Below are 17,743 nucleotides of genomic sequence, written 5' to 3' on the forward strand. Positions count from 1 at the left end.
GTACGGTGGGGGCGCAACGGGGGTGTTCGGGGAATGAGTGCCCAGGCAAACCGCCCCTATGGAGCTGCAGCGGAGCCTGGACCCCGGCGCGGAATCAAGGCCGCAGGCCGCCGCGCCAGCGCCGTCCCGCCCCCATGGGGCGGCGCTTTGGCTGATATTCTGTGTGTCGGTGAGCTTGTACGGATGTGGCCGGGATAAATTGCCAAACGCGAACGTTGCGAGTGCCACCCCGCGGGACGGCGCTGGCGCTTGAAACCGATAGGAGTTACTCCTTCGAAATAGCTTTGCACTGAGAGAATGCGCGTGATGTGGATGCATGGATTCCCTGCCATAGCTTTTTCCCTGTTTCTTCTTACTGCGGGGCAAGTAGTGGCTCAGGAAACAAACGAAGAGGCCCTGATCAATATTCATTCGGATGTGTTTTCCAAGGAGCGAGTGGAGAGCTATGGCTACAAGCGCTTCTCAATCGACGCTTCAGGCAACATCCGGAATGGGTTTAGGATGTCACGGGGCGAGCCGGTTGATTACTCGCCTCTCCTTAATGATGAGGCGCTGGCAAAAGACTTCGTGAAAACGGTTCTTGGGTGCCAAAACTGCCAATTCGCGCCGTTCTATTGGCCAGAAGCAATTCTAACTTATCACTTCGTTGTGACTGAGGAAGCTAAAACCCCGTTCTTTTTCTTTAAGAGCGGGGAGGAAGTGTATGACGTTTTCAGTGAAGGTGGGCTAAAAGCTGCTCCCGAAAGGCAGCGAGAAAAAGCGAATTTGGTTGTTTTCGTTGGCGATGGCGAATTTCTTCTAAGGAAGGCACGTGAGATAGCGGACCAGCAGGTGATCCGGCAGTATTCAAGCGGACGCTCGGATCAGGCACCGGGTCATTCCAGCGAAGCTTCCATTGCTCAGCTGTTTGCAGGCACCAACTGTGCGGTTTCGCTCAACAGAAGAGAAACCGAGGGGCGGGCGTATATCTTCACTCCCTATGAGGAGTTGGAAGCCTGTCTTTCAAAGCAGCTACTTCTAGTGGCCGGGTTGTATCCTTTTAGTGGCGAAGTACCGAGCGCATTAAACCTGGATCTCAACTATGCAGAAGCGACGTTGGCCGATGTCGTTTTTCTAAGAGCCTACTATTATATACGAAATTCCTTGAATGTTGCCGATCAAGATCTCCAAGCAGCTTCGGAGTGGGTGTTTGGGGCCGCTGATTTCGAAAAGCGGATGCACTAGGGGGTAGTCTTAGGGCGTACCTTCGTTTCTACTCAACGTTTCCCATCAACTAGGCCCCGGATCACCTCCGGGGCCTCGCATTTGTCTGGACAGCCACCGCCTCAGCGCAGCCCTCTCACCCCTCCCGCAGGTCCTCCGGCAGCAATGCTTCGGGGATGTTCTGGTAGCACACCGGGCGCAGGAAGCGGCGGATGGACAGGGTGCCCACCGACGTCGCGCCGAAATTGGTGGAGGCCGGGTAGGGGCCGCCGTGGACCATGGTGTCGGAAACCTCAACCCCGGTGGGGAAGCCGTTGGCCAGCACCCGGCCGGCCTTGCGCTCCAGCACCGGCAGCAGGGTCTGGCCCTGGGCGGTGTCCCCCTCGTCCAGATGCAGGGTGCAGGTCAGCTGGCCCTGCAGCGCGCGGGCGATCTCCAGCATCTCGGCGTCGCTCTCAGCGGTGATCACCAGACCCAGCGGGCCAAAGACCTCCTCGGCCAGAATCTCGTTATCCAGCCAGGTGCGGGCTTCTGTGACATAGAGGTAGGGCGCGGCGGTGCGGGTGTCGCAGCTGGTGGTCAGCAGCTCGCGCACGCCCGCGGTGGCGGCGACGCGGCGCTGGCCGTCCTGGTAGGCGCTGGCGATGCCCTCGGTCAGCATGGTCTGGGGGGCGACCGCTGACAGGGCGGCGGTGGCGGTGTCGATGAAACGCTCCGCCTCGGCACCTGCGCGCAGCACGGCGATGCCGGGATTGGTGCAGAACTGGCCCGCGCCCATGGTCAGCGAGGCGGCCCAGCCGGTGGCGATTTCCGCGCCGCGGCTGGTGAGGGCGGCGGCGAGGATGAACATCGGGTTCACGGACCCCAGCTCGCCAAAGAAGGGGATCGGCTCTGGCCGGGCGGCGCAAAGGTCGAACAGGGCGCGCCCGCCGGCAAGCGAGCCGGTGAAGCCCACCGCCTTGATCAGCGGGTGCTGCACCAGCGCCGCGCCGACCGCGCGGTTGCCGCCCTGGATCAGGCTGAAGACGCCGGGGTGGATCCCGCATTTGGTGATGGCGGCAAGGACGGCTTCGGCGACGATCTCGCCGGTGCCGGGGTGGGCGCTGTGGCCCTTGACCACCACCGGGCAGCCTGCGGCCAGTGCTGCGGCGGTGTCGCCGCCGGCAGTGGAGAAGGCGAGCGGGAAGTTGGAGGCGCCGAAGACCGCGACCGGCCCCAGCGGGCGCTGCATCATCCGCAGCTCAGGTCGGGGCAGGGGGGCGCGGTCCGGCAGCGCGGCGTCATGGCGGCGGTCGAGGTAATCGCCCTGGAGAATATGTTCTGCGAAGGTGCGCAGCTGGCCGGTGGTGCGGCCGCGTTCGCCCTGCAGGCGGGCCTCCGGCAGGCCGGTTTCCTGGGTGCCGATGGCGGTGATGGCCTCGGCGCGGGCCTCGATCTCATCCGCGATGGCGTGGAGGAAGGCGGCGCGCTCTGCCCGGCTGGTGCTGCCGTAGCTGGCAAAGGCGTCTTCTGCCGCCTCCACCGCGGCATTCACGTCGCTGACGCGGCCAATAGAGAAGTCATGGCTGGGGCCGGTAGCGGGGGCGGAGGGGAAGTGGGTGCCGCCGGGCACCCAGGCGCCTGCGATCAAGTGGTTTCCGTGCGGTGTGAACATGGGCGGGCCTCTGTCTAGAGCTGCCGGGCAGCAGGTGAGTCTTGATACAGGATAATGGATACAAAATACGGATTGCGCAAGATGCCACCCGGAGAAAACCGCGCAGGTCAGGTGTCAGGAGCCGGGAAAGGGCGGTTCAGCTGTCGGCAATGGCGCGGTGTTCGGCGACCAGCGACAGCAGCGCATCCTTGGTGCGGGAGATATGAAGGGTCAGCGCGGCGCAGGCGCCCTCCACATCGCGGGCCTGGGCCAGGTCCAAGAGGTCGTGGTGTTCCTTCTTGGCCGGTTCGCGCTGTTTCATCACGCTGAGGTGCATCCGGATGAAGCGGTCGCAATGCAGGCTGATGCCCTGCAGCACCTCATTGGTCAGCTTGCGGTCCGCAGCGGCATAGAGGGCCGAGTGGTATTTGTGGTTGAGCGCGCCCCATTTGGCCACGTCATTGGCATCGTATGAGGCGTCCATGTCGTCGAGGATCTGGGTGCAGCGGGTGAAATCCTCGGTGGTCATTGCCGGGATCGCGCGGCGGAACAGGTCCACCTCCAGCAGGATGCGCAGGTCGAAGATCTCGGCGATTTCACGCAGGGAATGCTTGGTGACAGAGGCGCCGCGGTTGTTGGTGAATTGCACCAGCCCTTCGGCGTCCAGCCGCTTCAGCGCCTCGCGGATCGGCATGCGGGAGACGGCGTATTCCTCTGCCAGCGCCTCCTGCCGGATGGTTTCGCCCTCTGCCAGCTCACCGCTGAGGATACGCTCGCGCAGGTCGTTGGCAATCACTTCCGGGAGGGAACTGCGGGTAACGGCGCGTTTGCCTGCCATGGGGGCCTCGTCGGGTCTGCTGTTCGTATTTTGGATACGCTAGTGGGTTTTCCCTGTCTGTACAAGCAGCCGGCCCGGTCCAGCTGGCCGCGCGGGCGGGCTGGATCCGGTATTGGCATATTGTATCCAAAAGCCGGACCTGTCAGGTGCCCCAGGTGTCGCTGAGACGGTAGCCGCCGGGCCAGGGGTCGTCCGGGTCCAGCATGTGCTGGTGAATGCCGGTGACCCAGCCGCGGCCGCTGAGTTCGGGGACGATGGCCGGACGGGTGCCCACCGTGGTCTGTTCCACGATGCGCCCGGTGAAACACGAGCCGATGATCGATACGGCCTCAAAGGTCTGCCCCAGTTCCATCTGCCCCTTGGCCAGCATCAGCGCCATGCGGGCAGAGACCGCGGTGCCGGTAGGGGAACGGTCGACCTTGCCCGGCTGGATCGCCACTGCTGACCGGCTGCGGAGACCGGTTTCCGTCTGTTCCAGCGGGCCGCAGAAGGCGCAGAAGGAGATGTGGTTCCAGTCCGTGTTCTCCGGGTGGGTGAAGCCGAGCTGCGCGTTGGCGGCCTCTAGGATGCGGGTGCCCAGCTGGGCGATCTGCTTGGCGTTTGCCTCTGTGATCTCCACGCCCAGATCGGCGGCCTGCACCACCACGAAACTGTCGCCGCCATAGGCGGTGTCGACGGTCAGCGTGCCGATACCCGGCACATCCAGCGCCGCGCCGATCTCACCGGCGAAGCTGGGCACGTTCTGCACGAAGATCCGCTCTGCCTTGCCGTTCCGGCACTCGGCGCGCACCCGCACCAGCCCTCCGGGTGCCTCCAGCAACAGGTGGGTTTCCGGTTCCTGCATCGGCAGGATGCCCCCGTCCAAGAGCACGGTGGAGACGCAGATCGAGTTGGAGCCGGACATCGGCGGGGTGTATTCCGGCTCCATGATGATGAAGCCCATGTCGGCCTCCGGGTGCTTGGGCGGCACCAAGAGGTTCACATGGCGGAACACGCCGCCGCGGGGCTCATTCAGGACAAAGTTCCGCAGGGTCTGATCACGGTCGATGAAGGCGCGCTGCTCCCATAGGGTTTCGCCCGGCGGCGGTGCGACGCCGCCGACGATCACGTCGCCCACCTCGCCCTCTGCATGGGCGGAGATCACATGGATGGTCTTGCTGCTGCGCATCCGCAGGCCTCCTCAGGAATAGCGGGCAACCGGGTCGCCCAGGGCCTCGAAAATCGGGGTGATCCCCAGGCCGGGTTCATCGGGGGCGGTCATCCGCCCGTTCACACGCTTGGGCGCGCCGCGGGCAATGTCAACGGTGCCATAGCTGTTGAAGTCTGTGGCGGAGAAGGTGAACTCCGCCGGGGTGGAGCGGGCCAGATGGGCGATGGCGGCGGTGGTGATGTCGCCGCCCCAGGTGTCTTCGATGGTCATCGGGATCCCATGCGCTACGCACAGATCGCGCATCAGCCGTGCCTTGCTCAGGCCGCCGACCTTGGAGATCTTGAGGTTGATCACGTCCATCGCATCCTCGGCAATGCCGCGCACCAGCGTGTTGGGGGTGTCGATCACCTCATCCATCACAAAGGGCAGCGCAGTGCGGCGGCGGATTGAGACGCTTTCCTCATAGGTGAGGCAGGGCTGCTCCACATAGACGTCGAGGCCCGCGATGGCGCCAACCACCCGCGCGGCCTCGTGCCGGGTCCAGCCGGTGTTGGCATCGGCCACCAGCAGGTCGGATTTTTTCAGCACCGCGCGGGTCGCGTGAATGCGGTCGATATCGTCGTTGGCCTCGCCGCCGACCTTGAGCTGGAACTTGGTGTAGCCCTCGGCGGCATAGCCCTCGATCTTGCGGGCCATGGTGTCCGGGTCCTCCTGGCTGATGGCGCGGTAGAGCACCACATCCTCCTGCGCGGCGCCGCCCAGCAGAGTGCAAACCGGCTGGCCGGTGGCTTTGCCCAGAAGGTCCCAGCAGGCGATGTCGACTGGTGCTTTGGCATAGGGGTGGCCGCGCAGGGCGGCGTCCATGGTGCGGTTGATCCGGCCCAGGTTCAGCGGGTCCTGCCCGATCAGATGCGGTGCCAGTTCCGCCAGCCCGGCGCGCACGCCGCGGGCGAAGGAGGGCAGGTAGGCGGAGCCCAGCGGACAGCATTCGGCATAGCCGGTCAGCCCCTCATCGGTGGTGATTTCCAGCACGGTGCTGTCGAAGACATCGACATAATTGCCGTTCGACCAGCTGTAGCGGCCTTCCTTCAGCGGCAGATCGACCTGGTAGACGGTGAGCTGGGTGATTTTCATGGCGCGGCTCCTTTCAGCTGCGGGTCAGAACCTGGTGGCGGCGTAGGGCTGCATCGGCAGCGCGGCGGGGGTGTTTGCGGCGAGAGAGGCAACCAGTTCGGCGGTGCCAGCGGCCTGGGTCAGGCCCAGATGGCCGTGGCCGAAAGCATAGATCACGCCGGGGGCGCGGGCGGAGCGGCTGATCACCGGCAGGCTGTCGGGCATCGACGGGCGGAAGCCCATCCATTGGGTGCCGCCGGAGGTGTCGAGACCCGGCAGGAAGTGCTTGGCTTTGTCCAGCAGGATGTCCGCGCGGCGGTAGTTGGGCGGCAGTTTCAGACCGCCCAGTTCCACCGCGCCGCCCACCCGCACGCCGCCGCTGATCTTGGTGATGACAAAGCCATGCGCCGGAAAGGTGAGGTGGGTTTGCAGGCCGAAGGCACCAGGCGGCAGGGTGGTGTTGTAGCCGCGCTCGGTCTCTAGCGGGATGTTTTCGCCCAAGGTACTGGCCAGCTGGTGCGACCAGGCCCCGCAGGCGACAACGATTTGGCTGGCGGAGACCGGGCCGTCCTTGGTTTGGGCCACGGTCTGCCCGCCTTCGCTGCGCAGGGCGGTCACTTCGGCGGTGTCAATGCTGCCGCCACGCGCCACGAAGGTCTGCCCCAGATGTTCGGCCCAACTGTTGGGGTTCACCGTGTTCATCCAGTCGGGCGTGAAAGCCGCGTGGGTGAAGCGGGGGGCGAGGCCGGGCTGAACTTCGGCAATTGCCTGCGGGCTGCGCAGCAGGTCGAAACGGATGCCATGTTCGCGCCGCAGCTGCCAGCCGGGCAGGGCGGCACGGAAGGCGCTCTCTCCCTCGTAAAGCTGCATCTGCCCTTCGCGCTGCATCAGCGGCTCGCCGTCCACATCCGTGATCTGACGCTCCAGCGCGGCGCGGGAATGCGCCATCAGCTGCACCTGCGCCTGCAGTGCCGCCTGGTAGCGGCTGCGCCAGCTGGCGCGCCAGAACCGCAGCATCCAGGGCGCGATCTGCAGCGCGTATGCGGGCGGCACCGACAGCGGCCCCAGCGGGTCCAGTAGCCATTTGGGGGCCTTGCGCATGATACCGGGGGTGGCCAGCGGCACAATGTCAGTAAAGGCAAAAGCGCCGGCGCTGGCCGCCGAAGCCTCAGCCGCGACGCCGGTGCGGTCGAGAATACGCACGCGGCGGCCCTGTTTCTGCAGTTCCAGCGCAGCGCTGAGGCCGATGATGCCGGCGCCGATGACGAGGATGTCGTTTGTGTCTTTTGCGGTCATGTCAGGTCCTATCACAGTCCGACCAGCAGGGAAGGCAGCCAGGTGGCCAGCTCTGGCACCAAGAGGAGCGCCACCAGCACCAGGCCCTGTGCGGCAACAAAAGGCAGCACCCCGCGGTACATATGGCCATAGGTCATGTCCTTGGGCGCGATGGAGCGCAGGTAAAAGATTGAGGGCGCCATCGGCGGCGTCAGATAAGAGGTCTGGATCACCACCAGCACCAGCATCGCAAACCAGACGGGATCAATGCCCGCGCTGCGCACCAGCGGGGCAAAGATCGGCACGAAGATCAGCACGATCGACACCCAGTCCAGCACGAAGCCCGCAAAGAACACCACCATGAGCAGGAAGGTGATGAGGCCCGCATTGCCATAGCCGATCACCTCCACCGTATCGCGCACCAGCTCGCCACCGCCGTTGACGGCAAAGATCGAGGTGAACATGGTGCCGCCCGCCACGATCAGCATGATCATCGCGGTGATGCGCAGGGTTACCCCCAGCGCCTCGCGCAGCATGGTGAAGGTGAGTTCCCGGAACAGGAGTGTCAGCACCAGCGTGCCGGCGGCTCCCACGGCGGCGGCTTCTGTTGCAGAGGCGGCCCCTGCCAGCAGCGAGCCCAGCACCATGGCAATCAGCAGCAAGGGCGGCACCAGCGCGGTGACGGTGATTTTCAGCTTCCGGCCCATCGGCATGGCGCGGCCCTCAGGCGGCAGCACCGGCGCGTCCTCAGGGTTGCGCAGGCTGCGCAAGAGCACATAGCCGACGAAGAACACAACCATCAGCACGCCGGGCAGGATCGAGGCGGCAAACAGCTGGCCGATCGACAGCTGCGCAATGGAGGCATAGACAACCACGATCACGGAGGGCGGGATGATGGTGCCGAGCGAGCCGCCCGCGCAGATGGTGCCGGCAATCAGGTCGTTCTTGTAGCCCGCCGCGCGCATCGCGGGGATGGCCATCAGCCCCACGACGATCTCCACCGCGCCGACAACGCCGGAGGCGGCGGCAAAGATCGCGCACATGGCGATGGTCGACAGCGCCAGCCCGCCGGGCAGTCCGCCCAGCCAGATCTGCAGCGCATAAAACAGCCGCTTGGCAATGCCGGAGCGTTCCAGCACCGCGCCCATGAAGATGAACAGCGGGATCGCCGCCAGCACGAAGTTCGAGGCGGTGTGCAACAGCGGCCCGTAAAGCTGCAGGAACAGTATGTCGCCAAAGACCGCATAGCCAAAGGCAACGGCGACGATCATCATCGAAAACGCCACCGGGATGCCGGCAAACACCAGCGCAAACAGGGCGGCAAACATCAGAAGGGGGATCATAAATCAGCTCTCCGGCGCGTTGTGGTGATCATCGGGGGTTTGCCCCGGTGTCTTCTCGCCGCGTAAGTAAAGGAGCGCCTCCAGCAGGAACTGCAGGCAAAAAGCAAGGAGGCCAAGGGCAATTACCGAGTAAAACGGCCACATCAGCGGCGCCCAGGGGCTGACAGTTTCCACCTCGCCGGTCTGGAACGCCTTCAGCGCCTTGGAGGCGGCGACCCAGGTCAGCGCGCCGATGATCGGTGCCATCAGCAGCGCATAGACCGCGGCATTCAGCAGTTGCTGGACGCGCAGCGGGAATTTCTGCGACAGGAAGTCAATCCGCACATGTGCCTCTTTGCGCAGCGAATAGGCGGCGCCCAGGAACACGATGGAGCCGTTCAGCATGTAGGAAATGTCAAAGGCCCAGAGCGTCGGAGCGCCAAAGACGTAGCGGGCGGCGACCTCATAAAGCATGGCCGCAATCATGGCAAGGATGGTCAATTTGCCAACCGCGCCCAGCAGGGCCGACAGCCCTTCAACGCCGGTTCTGAAGAAATGCATGGAAACCTCCGGGCAGGGAGGCGCGGGCCGGAGTTCCCGGCCCGCGCATAGGGTCATTCAGCAGCGTCACGCACCAGGTAGACGGAGTTTTCCGCCCAGCTGGCCTGGTAGGCCAGGTAGCTGTCCAGGATCTCCTGCATGCGGGCATTGCCGCCCTCGGACAGCTCCGCAGCGCGGGCACGGGCCCAGTTGCGGCCGGCTTCGCGCAGCTTTTCGGACTCGGCGTGCTCCATCTGGACCATCTGCACCTTGGTCTTGCGGTAATCGGCCATCGCCTTGATGTCGGCGTCGCCAAAGCGGGTGTAGCCCTCATAGGTCGACAGGCGCGCGGAGGCTTCGATCAGCCCCTGCAGGTCTTCGGGCAGTGCGTCCCAGGTCTCAGCCTTGACGAAAACCTCCCACAGGAAGGACGGCTGGTGCACGCCGGGCATGATCATGTAGGGCGCAACCTCGTGGAAACCTTCTGAGAAGTTGGCGCCGGGGGTGGACCATTCGATGGCATCAACGCCCTTGCGCTGCAGCAGGGTGTAGATCTCGTTGCCGGGCACCACAGTGGGCACGCCGCCGAAGTCGTCCTTCATCACTGCGGCAAAGGCGCCGGAGGTGCGGTATTTCACGCCCTTCAGGTCCTCGACGGTTTTGATTTCGACGTTGGAATGGGCCATCACCTCAGAGGTGCCGATACCGACGACCAGGCTGTGCAGCTCCATTTCCTCGCGGCGGAAATCCTGCAGCATCTTCTCGCCGCCGCCCTCGTAGATCCAGTGCAGGGTGGCCTCGGGCGACATGCCGCCGGGGAAGGAGGCGAAGATCGCATTGGTCGGGTCCTGATTGACCAGATAGGACGGGGTGGAATGGCCGGCCTCGACGATACCTTCCTGCACCGCCTCATGCGCCTTGAAGGCGGGCACCAGAACGCCGGCGCCGAAGGGCTGGATCTCAACCCGGCCTTGGGTCAGGGTTTCGACGTTGCCGGCAAAGCGCTCCATGAAGTTCTGGTAGAGGAAGGAGCCTTCGCCGACGGCGGCGGTCATCTTCCATTCGACCTCAGCTGCTGAAGCGGCAGACGCCAACGCGAGGCTGAAGCCTGCGGCGATTGCGGATGTGAATTTCATGACAGTATCCTCTCTTCTGCTGGTAGCTGGCCCGGGTTTCCGTCCCGGGCCTTGGTTAAAGATGTTCAGGCGGCGGCCTCCGTGCTGTTTGAGATGCCGCCCTTGAACGGATCATTGGGGCTGAAGAACAGCTTGCCTTCGCCCATCACAAAGGCCCGGCCGGTGAGGGTGGGGATCACGCCGCCAGTTGGCCCCGGCTGGTAGGACAGGCGGTAAGGGGAACCGATGATGCTTTCCTGGATGATCTCCTCGCCTGGCTGCAGCCGCCCCGATGCCGCCAGGCAGGCCAGCCGGGCAGAGCTGCCGGTGCCGCAGGGGGAGCGGTCATAGGTGTCGTCCGGGCACAGCACGAAGTTGCGGCTGTGGATGCCCGCGCGGGGGGAGAGGCCTTGAAAGATCACATGGTCGATCAGCTCACCCTTTTCGCCGCCAATCCCTTGGGCATTGGCCGCAGTGCGGATGGCGATGGCGTGATCCGTGAGGGCGCGGATGTTCTCTGTCCGCAAGGGCAGCGGGCTGGGCTCGATGATGAAGAACCAGTTGCCGCCGTAGGCGACATCGCCTGTCACGGTGCTGCCGTCGGGCAGGCTAACCTTGGCCGCCGCGGTGACGCGGCGGCTTTCGATGTTGGTGACGGTGACGGTATTGGCGTCCTCCAGCAGCACCGTCACCACCCCAACGGGGGTCTCGATCCGGTGGCTGCCGGGGGTGATCAGGCCCAGATGGGCCAGCGTCACCGCCAGCCCGATGGTGCCATGGCCGCACATGCCCAGCACCGCGTCGGCGTCAAAATAGATGACGCCGGTTGCACAGCTTGGATCGGTCGGATGCACCAGCAGTGCGCCGACCATGGCGGGCTGGCCGCGCGGCTCGCGCATCACGGCGTGGCAGAAACCCATGTGCTCCTCTGCCAGCCGCCGCGCGCGCTCTGCCAGCGGGCCGGTCCCCAGATCGGGACCGCCCTCCAGGATCACGCGCGTCGGTTCGCCGCCGGTGTGGCTGTCGACTACATGCATTCGGCGATGATCCCGCCCTGCGCCGACCAATCGGCGAACCAGTTGCGGAACAGCGTGTACTGCTGTTCGCAATAGTTGCGCTGGGCGTCCGACAATTCGTCGGTCTCGTTGAAGTGCAGGCGGTAGTCTTCTTCGCCGTTCAGCACCAGCAGGTGCTTGTAGTAGAGGATCAGGTCCGGGCCTTCGTCGAAAGTGGACAGCACGTGGATCGCGTCGGTCAGCTCCTGCGCGCGGACGCGGGCCTCGGCGCTGCCTTCAGCCGCCAGTTTGGACAAGCGCGCCAGCAGCAGCGCCTCCTTGGGCAGGGCGCAGCCGATGCCGGTGATGGAGCCGGTGGCGCCGCAGTTCACAAACCCGTGGTAGACCTCGGTGTCGACGCCGACCATCAGGGTCACCTGATCGTCCTGGCTGGTGATATGCTCCGCCGCATAGCGCAGGTCGTCCTTGCCGCCGAACTCCTTGAAACCGATCAGGTTTTTGTGCTCCGCGCGCAGGGCAAAGAACAGATCGGCCCGGGTGGCAAAGCCGTAGTAGGGGCTGTTGTAGATGATCGCCGGCACGTCCGGCGCCGCGTCCAGAATGGCCTTGAAGTGGTTTTTCTGCGCCGCCACGGAGGTGCCGCGGGACAACACGCGCGGGATCACCATCAGGCCGGCCGCGCCGACCTCTTGGGCGTGGCGGGCGTGATCGACGGCGGATTTGGTGTTGATCGCGCCAGTGCCGACCACAACCGGCAGCCCGGCAGCGGCGAGGCGGGCCACGCCCTCCATCCGCTGTTCATCGGTCAGCAGCGGCCAGTCGCCCATCGAGCCGCAGTAGACCACTGCCGACATGCCCGCGGCGATCATCTCCTCGCCCTTTTTGACCAGCGCGTCGAAGTTCGGCGTGCGGTCCGGGTTGCAGGGGGTCATCAGGGCCGGCATGGTGCCGGTGAAGACGTTTGTAGACATTATCCAAATTCTCCAGTTAGGGGCAGGCCGCCGCTGGGAGGCACGGCAGCCTGCGGGGGAAGGGGTCAGCGCACGTTGGCGAGGAATTTGCGGGTGTGTTCGGACCGGGCGTCGCCGAAGATCTGGGCGGGCGGGCCGATCTCCTCCATCACGCCCTGATGGAAGAAGGCCACCCGGTCGGAAACATCGCGGGCAAAGCCCATCTCATGGGTGACGCAGATCATCGTCATGCCCTCGTCGGCGAGCAGGCGCATGGTATCCAGGACTTCGCCCACCAGTTCAGGGTCCAGGGCAGAGGTCGCCTCGTCAAACAGCATGTATTCCGGCTCCATCGCCAGGGCGCGGGCTATTGCCAGCCGCTGCTGCTGGCCGCCGGACAGGGCGCCGGGGTAGACATCCAGCTTCTCGCCCAGCCCCACGTGCTGCAGCTGCATCGCTGCAATTTCGCGGGCCTCAGCCTTGGATTTGCCTTTGACGATGCGCGGCGCCAGCGCCACGTTTTCCAGCGCCGTCAGATGCGGAAAGGAATTCCACTGCTGGAACACCATGCCCAGCTTCTGGCGCAGCTTGTTGATGTCGGTGCCCTTGGCGTGGACATCGGTGCCATCAACGGTGACTGCCCCGTCCTGGATCGCTTCCAGCCCGTTGATGCAGTAAAGCAGCGTCGATTTGCCGGAGCCGGAGGCGCCGATGACAGAGAGCACCTCGCCTTTCTGCACATCCAGGTCGATGCCTTTCAGAACGTGCAGAGCGCCGAAATACTTGTGAAGGTCGCGGATGGAAATCATTGGGCCCACCTGTTTTCGAGATGTGTGGCGTAGCGGGAGACCGGATAGGACAGCGCAAAGTAGAAGGCGCCGGCCAGGGCAAGGATCAGGAACGGCTCCTGGGTGCGGGTGATCAGGATCTGGCTGGCTTTCAGCAGCTCGACATAGCCAAGCACGGAAACCAGCGCGCTGTCTTTCATCACCCCCAAGGCAACGCCGACCCAAGAGGGAAACACCGCCCGCCCGCCGATTGGCAGCACCACATGGCGCAGGTCCTGCCAGTAACTAAGCCCGAGGCTGCGCGCGGCGCGGCGCATCGGGGCGCCCACCGCCTCAATCCCGCCGCGGGCCACATTGGCCACGAGGGCCGCGGTATAGACGGTCAGGATCACGGTGCCGGAGGCAAAGGGATCAAGGTTCAGCCCCACGATGGGGGCGAAGTTGTAAAACAGCACTAGCTGGATGATCAGCGGCACGGAGCGGAACACGTCCAGCACCGGCGCCAGTGTAAGCGTGGCGGCGCGGCGGCCCTCGTACAGCATCCAGCCGAACAGGGTGCCCAGCACCGTGCCAAGCGAGATCGACAGGACGGAAATCCACAGCGTGCGCAGCGCGGCCTCACCCATGAACCACAGGTCATTGGGAGCAAAGCCGCTGAAAAACTTGAGTGTCGGTTCCATGGCGCTTCCCCTCAGTACCGGAACAGCCGGGCGGCCATCAGCCGCGAGCTGAGCAGGATCACCTTGACGATGGCGTAGTAGATCACCGCTGTGACCGCAAAATATTCAAAGATGCGGAAGGTGCGGGAGGCAAAGAACTGGGTCTCGCCCGACAGCTCGCGAAAGCCCACAAGCATCCCCAGAGAGGACATCAGCACCGCCCAGACCATCTGGTTGGTGATCGGGTGATAGACGATGCGGAACACCTGCGGGATCACCACGCGGCTGTAGGCCTGCCAGGGTGTCATGCCAAGGCTGCGGGAAGCGCGGATCTGGGTCTCCGGCACCGCCTTGAAGCCGCCGCGGAAGTTTTCGGCCAGATAGCCCGCGCAGTTGAAGGTCAGCCCCGCCAGCACAATCAGATAGGGCGACAGATGCAGCCCGAATGCGCCGAGGCCGAAGCCGAAGAAGAACAGCTGGAACAGCGCAGGCGTGTTGCGGGCCAGCTCCACCCAGGCGGTGGCGAACCAGTAGACCGGCCCCCGAAGGTGCAGCCGCGCCAGCGCCAGGCAGAGGCCGATCACGATGCCAAGCACCATCGCCAGAACCGCCACCTGCAGCGTCAAAGAGGCTGCCTCGAGCAGGTCCGGCAGGCTTTTCATCACCGGCCGCCAGTGAAAATTATAGTCGAACATGAGGGCTTTTGCTCCCTAGCCCCTGCCATCCGCCGGGAGAGCGCGGCTGGCAGGGGCGGGTTTCACCGTTTGGTCAGTACAGCACGCCGGGGATGCGCAGTTCGGGCGCGTCGCTGCCGACGTATTTGCCCCACAGTTCCGCATAGCGGCCCGAGCGCACCTGATGGGTCACAAACAGGTTCAGGAAGTTGATCCAGGTGACATCCTCGCGCTTGCCGACGACCGAGGTGTAATCGGTGGTCCAGGGCATCCGCGGGCCGGCTGCCAGGGTTTCATATTGCTGGGTCACCGGCAGCACCGCGGTGTTGGTGGTGAGGCCAATGTCCGCCTTGCCCTGCGCCACCGCCAGGAACACCTCGTTCTCGGACTGGTAGCCCTGATAGTTGCCCTCTTCGCCCCATTCGGCAGCGATCTTCAGCCATTCCTGCTCCGGCACGGTGCCGATGGCGCCGGCCACCCGCTTGCCCTTGATGTCCTCAAAGCTTTCGATGCCGCTTTCAGTGTTCACGACGCCCTGAGCGAAATAGATCGCATAAGGAATGGTGAAGCCGACGGTGCGCGCCCGTGCGAGGCTGTCGGAGGTGGCGCCGAACACAACGTCTGCGCGGCCCGTCACGATGGCGGGCAGGCGCTCGGCCCAGGTGACCGGCAGGATCTCGGCATTAACCTCCAGCGCGGCTGCCAGGTCGTTGCAGTAATCCACGTCAAAGCCTGCCGGTTCGTTGTTGGCATCGCGGTAGCCGATAGGCGGGAAATCCAGCACCACGCCGCAGCGCAGGGTGCCGCGGTCCACCACATCATCCAGTGTATCCGCAAGGGCAGGTGCCAAGGGCACCAGGGCAAGCGCCGCAGCAGCGGCCAGCGATTTGAACATGAGATCCTCCTGTCGGTGTGTTGTTATGGAGAATCAGATACAGGATAATGGATACAAAATCCACAAATATGTGGAGTGACCCGCCGGGGCCAGGGGGTGCGGGTCAAAGAGCGCTGCAAATCAGGAGCTTAGGGGCGCTCGCCTGCGCGCATTCTGGCCTCTGTTCCTGGCCGGTCTGCTGAGATTTTGTCGAGGAACCCCGTCATCGCATCCGGAGCAGTGTTGTAGCGGCCGCTCCACAGGGCGATTTCGATAAGCACCGGCGCCAGGTCGCGGCCCTTTTGCGTCAGCTCATATACAAAGCTGCGGCCGCTGTCCGGGTCTTTCTCTTTGGTGACAATACCAGCTTGCTCCAGCTGCTTCAGCCGCTGCGCCAGGATGTTGGTGGAGATCCCCTCCCAGCCTGCCAGCAGCTCGCCATAGGTCCGGGCGCCTTTCACTGCCATGTCGCGGATGACCAGGAGGCTCCACCGGTCACCAAAAATGTCCAGCGCATAGGCGACGGGACAGCCGGAGTCATACTTACTGCGAGATTGGGTCATGGGCTCTGCGTATATTTTTCACTTGCGAATTGCAAGTGTTTGTGCGAGCCAATTGAGCACTTGCAAAATGCAAGCAATCAGGAGTGACCATGACCGAAACCCCAATGACCGCGGATTTCCGCGAACGATCGCGGCTGTCCCGCCGCCAGCTGCTGGCCGCCTCTGCGGGCGCGCTGCTGCTGCCCTCCCTTCCCCAAGCTCAGGAAAAATACATGACCCCCAAAGCCTTTGTCTACACCGAAGTTGCCATCTCCGTGCCGTTCGATCAGGCGCCCTGGCAGGACATCAACCAGGCGATCCGGCAGCAGCCCGGGTTCCTGAACAAGACCTGGCTGTCAGGTCACGGCAACAATTCCCTGGGCGGGTTCTATGGCTTTGACAGCATTGAGAACGCGCAGAAATTCGTGATCGGCTACTTCCCATCGGAGCCGCGGGCCTTCGGCGTGGCGCATAACACGCGGGTGTTTGATGCCGAGGCGACCGAGGCTGCCAGCCGCGGTATGGGTGCGGTGCAATACGGCGGTTCAGCCGCAGCACCCGGCGCCTTTGTCTATACTGAGCTGCAATTGTCGGTGCCCTTCGAGGACGCGCCCTGGCAGGCCCGCAACAAGGCGCTGAAGATGCTGCCGGGGCTGCAGAACAAGGTCTGGCTGAGCGGCTTGCAGACCGGGACACTGGGCGGGTTTGACGCCTTTCAGACACTGGACCATGCACTGGATTTTGCAGTGAACATGTTCCCGGAAACCGCGGCAGAACTGGGCTGCGCCTTCTATACGCGGGTGTTTGATGCTGCGGTCACGGAGACCGCCAGCAGGGCTATGAACTCCCCCTATTACAGCCCTGCCGCCTAGCACTTGGCGGTGTGGCGCTAGTGCGGTTTGACATCTACCGGGTTGCCGCGGTTTCTGCGCGGCGGCCCGGACTGGCGCGTGCATTTGCGGGACCGCGCCGGGGCTGTGCTGCGGTGCTAGGATTTTGTTAGGACCAGCTGCCTATTTCAAGAAGGAGATGGCCCGGAATCAAAGGACCCACTTCACTATGCCTGCTTTCTTCTACCGCTTGCCGGTGCGGATCTACGCGCTGGCCGCAATGGCGGTTTGCCTGTTTGCCCTGCTGACTGTCTTCCTGCTGGTTCGCGCAAATAACGATGAATACGTCAGCCGTGAACGCGAGCTGCATCAAATCACAGATATGGCCTTCAGCCAGTTGGATGCGCTGCAACTCCAGGTTGCGAACGGCCAGCTGGATGAGGCAGCGGCCCGCGAGATGGGGCGCACGGTGCTGGAGGCGTTCAGGTTCGGAACCGCCGGCGACTTTCATGCCTTTGATTTCGACTTGGTGATCACCGCAAACGCCTTTTTGCCGGAGTGGGTGGGCACGCGCCAGCCTGGCCTGACCGATGAAAACGGTGTCAGGATCTATCAGGAGATGCTCAAGATCGCCAAGGCGGATGGTCAGGGCTCTCTGATTTACCACTTCGCCAACGCAAGCACCGGCGTGATCGAGGCCAAGATGGGCTACATCCGGGTCTATGAACCCTGGGGCTGGATCATCGGCACCGGCGCCTATGTGTCGGATATCGAGGCCAAGGTGCAGCAGAACATTATCACAACCGTAACCGGGCTGCTTGTCACCCTGGCGGTTCTGATGGCGGGCGCGACCCTGATCACCCGAAGTGTCACCGGGCCGGTCGGCGCCCTGCGTGGACGCATGCAGTCGATGGCGGACGGCGATACCGCTAGTGCAATTCCGGCCACGGCCAGCAAAAGCGAGATTGGTGAAATGGCGCGCACCCTGGATGTGTTCCGCCAGGCGCTGATCCGGCAGCAGGAGCTGGAAGACGCGGAGCATGCGCTGAACGAGAAGCGCAGCAAGGTGGTGGCGGCGCTCAGCAGTAAGCTGTCGGCGCTGTCGCAGGGCGATTTGACGGTGCAGATCACCGAGACCTTCCCTCAGGATTACGAACAGCTGCGCCAGGATTTCAACACCACCGCGCAAAACCTCAGCGTGACGGTGGAGCAGGTGATCGC

General features: G+C 64.0%; 18 protein-coding genes. 3 read left to right on the forward strand and 15 right to left on the reverse strand.

Annotated elements, in window-relative coordinates:
- Positions 1-297: 297 nt before the first annotated feature.
- Positions 298-1,224 carry a hypothetical protein gene (locus RA26_RS21215; protein ID WP_152612682.1) on the forward strand — a complete coding sequence of 309 codons (927 nt, stop codon included), beginning with the start codon at positions 298-300 and terminating at the stop codon, positions 1,222-1,224.
- Between the two features lie 115 nt (positions 1,225-1,339).
- On the opposite strand, the gene RA26_RS21220 is transcribed toward RA26_RS21215, so the two are convergent.
- From RA26_RS21220 to RA26_RS21290, 15 genes are all read right to left on the reverse strand, one after another.
- The gene (locus RA26_RS21220; RefSeq protein ID WP_039187349.1) at positions 1,340-2,857 is read right to left on the reverse strand and encodes an aldehyde dehydrogenase (NADP(+)); all 1,518 of its coding nucleotides are present in this window, start codon (positions 2,855-2,857) and stop codon (positions 1,340-1,342) included.
- A gap of 136 nt (positions 2,858-2,993) precedes the next feature.
- Positions 2,994-3,674, reverse strand: coding sequence for a GntR family transcriptional regulator (locus tag RA26_RS21225; protein ID WP_039187351.1), 681 nt, complete (start codon positions 3,672-3,674; stop codon positions 2,994-2,996).
- Between the two features lie 142 nt (positions 3,675-3,816).
- The gene (locus tag RA26_RS21230; RefSeq protein ID WP_039187353.1) at positions 3,817-4,842 is read right to left on the reverse strand and encodes a trans-3-hydroxy-L-proline dehydratase; all 1,026 of its coding nucleotides are present in this window, start codon (positions 4,840-4,842) and stop codon (positions 3,817-3,819) included.
- A gap of 12 nt (positions 4,843-4,854) precedes the next feature.
- The gene (locus RA26_RS21235; protein WP_039187356.1) at positions 4,855-5,958 is read right to left on the reverse strand and encodes a cis-3-hydroxy-L-proline dehydratase; all 1,104 of its coding nucleotides are present in this window, start codon (positions 5,956-5,958) and stop codon (positions 4,855-4,857) included.
- Positions 5,959-5,982: 24 nt separating this feature from the next.
- A complete protein-coding gene (locus RA26_RS21240; protein ID WP_039187357.1) occupies positions 5,983-7,233 on the reverse strand; it encodes an NAD(P)/FAD-dependent oxidoreductase in 1,251 nt (416 codons plus the stop codon).
- An 11-nt stretch (positions 7,234-7,244) separates the two neighbouring features.
- Positions 7,245-8,555 (reverse strand): TRAP transporter large permease, encoded by a 1,311-nt coding sequence (locus RA26_RS21245; RefSeq protein ID WP_039187360.1) that lies wholly within the window; start codon positions 8,553-8,555, stop codon positions 7,245-7,247.
- Positions 8,556-8,558: 3 nt separating this feature from the next.
- A complete protein-coding gene (locus tag RA26_RS21250; RefSeq protein ID WP_039187363.1) occupies positions 8,559-9,095 on the reverse strand; it encodes a TRAP transporter small permease subunit in 537 nt (178 codons plus the stop codon).
- Between the two features lie 53 nt (positions 9,096-9,148).
- On the reverse strand, positions 9,149-10,210 hold the full coding sequence (gene dctP / locus RA26_RS21255; RefSeq protein WP_039187366.1) for a TRAP transporter substrate-binding protein DctP: 1,062 nt from the start codon (positions 10,208-10,210) through the stop codon (positions 9,149-9,151).
- 65 nt (positions 10,211-10,275) lie between these two features.
- Positions 10,276-11,226 carry a 4-hydroxyproline epimerase gene (locus RA26_RS21260; RefSeq protein WP_039187369.1) on the reverse strand — a complete coding sequence of 317 codons (951 nt, stop codon included), beginning with the start codon at positions 11,224-11,226 and terminating at the stop codon, positions 10,276-10,278.
- Positions 11,217-12,176: a dihydrodipicolinate synthase family protein gene (locus RA26_RS21265; protein WP_039187371.1), complete on the reverse strand. Its 960-nt coding sequence runs from the start codon at positions 12,174-12,176 to the stop codon at positions 11,217-11,219. Before RA26_RS21265 ends, RA26_RS21260 begins: the two co-directional genes overlap by 10 nt.
- Before the next feature lie 65 nt (positions 12,177-12,241).
- Positions 12,242-12,964 carry an amino acid ABC transporter ATP-binding protein gene (locus RA26_RS21270; RefSeq protein WP_039187374.1) on the reverse strand — a complete coding sequence of 241 codons (723 nt, stop codon included), beginning with the start codon at positions 12,962-12,964 and terminating at the stop codon, positions 12,242-12,244.
- Positions 12,961-13,623 carry an amino acid ABC transporter permease gene (locus RA26_RS21275; RefSeq protein ID WP_019298488.1) on the reverse strand — a complete coding sequence of 221 codons (663 nt, stop codon included), beginning with the start codon at positions 13,621-13,623 and terminating at the stop codon, positions 12,961-12,963. Before RA26_RS21275 ends, RA26_RS21270 begins: the two co-directional genes overlap by 4 nt.
- Positions 13,624-13,634: 11 nt before the next feature.
- Positions 13,635-14,297: an amino acid ABC transporter permease gene (locus RA26_RS21280; protein ID WP_039187376.1), complete on the reverse strand. Its 663-nt coding sequence runs from the start codon at positions 14,295-14,297 to the stop codon at positions 13,635-13,637.
- Between the two features lie 73 nt (positions 14,298-14,370).
- Positions 14,371-15,171: a transporter substrate-binding domain-containing protein gene (locus tag RA26_RS21285; protein ID WP_039187378.1), complete on the reverse strand. Its 801-nt coding sequence runs from the start codon at positions 15,169-15,171 to the stop codon at positions 14,371-14,373.
- A gap of 128 nt (positions 15,172-15,299) precedes the next feature.
- A complete protein-coding gene (locus RA26_RS21290; RefSeq protein ID WP_039187380.1) occupies positions 15,300-15,713 on the reverse strand; it encodes a winged helix-turn-helix transcriptional regulator in 414 nt (137 codons plus the stop codon).
- Positions 15,714-15,802: 89 nt separating this feature from the next.
- On the opposite strand from RA26_RS21290, the gene RA26_RS21295 reads away from it, so the two are divergent.
- Complete coding sequence (locus RA26_RS21295; RefSeq protein ID WP_039187382.1) at positions 15,803-16,564, forward strand: YdhR family protein; 762 nt, start codon at positions 15,803-15,805, stop codon at positions 16,562-16,564.
- A 187-nt stretch (positions 16,565-16,751) separates the two neighbouring features.
- A partial coding sequence (locus RA26_RS21300) for a cache domain-containing protein (RefSeq protein ID WP_039187384.1) occupies positions 16,752-17,743 on the forward strand: 992 nt, incomplete at its 3' end.

The sequence above is a fragment of the Leisingera sp. ANG-M7 genome (assembly GCF_000813965.1).
Classification (GTDB): domain Bacteria; phylum Pseudomonadota; class Alphaproteobacteria; order Rhodobacterales; family Rhodobacteraceae; genus Leisingera.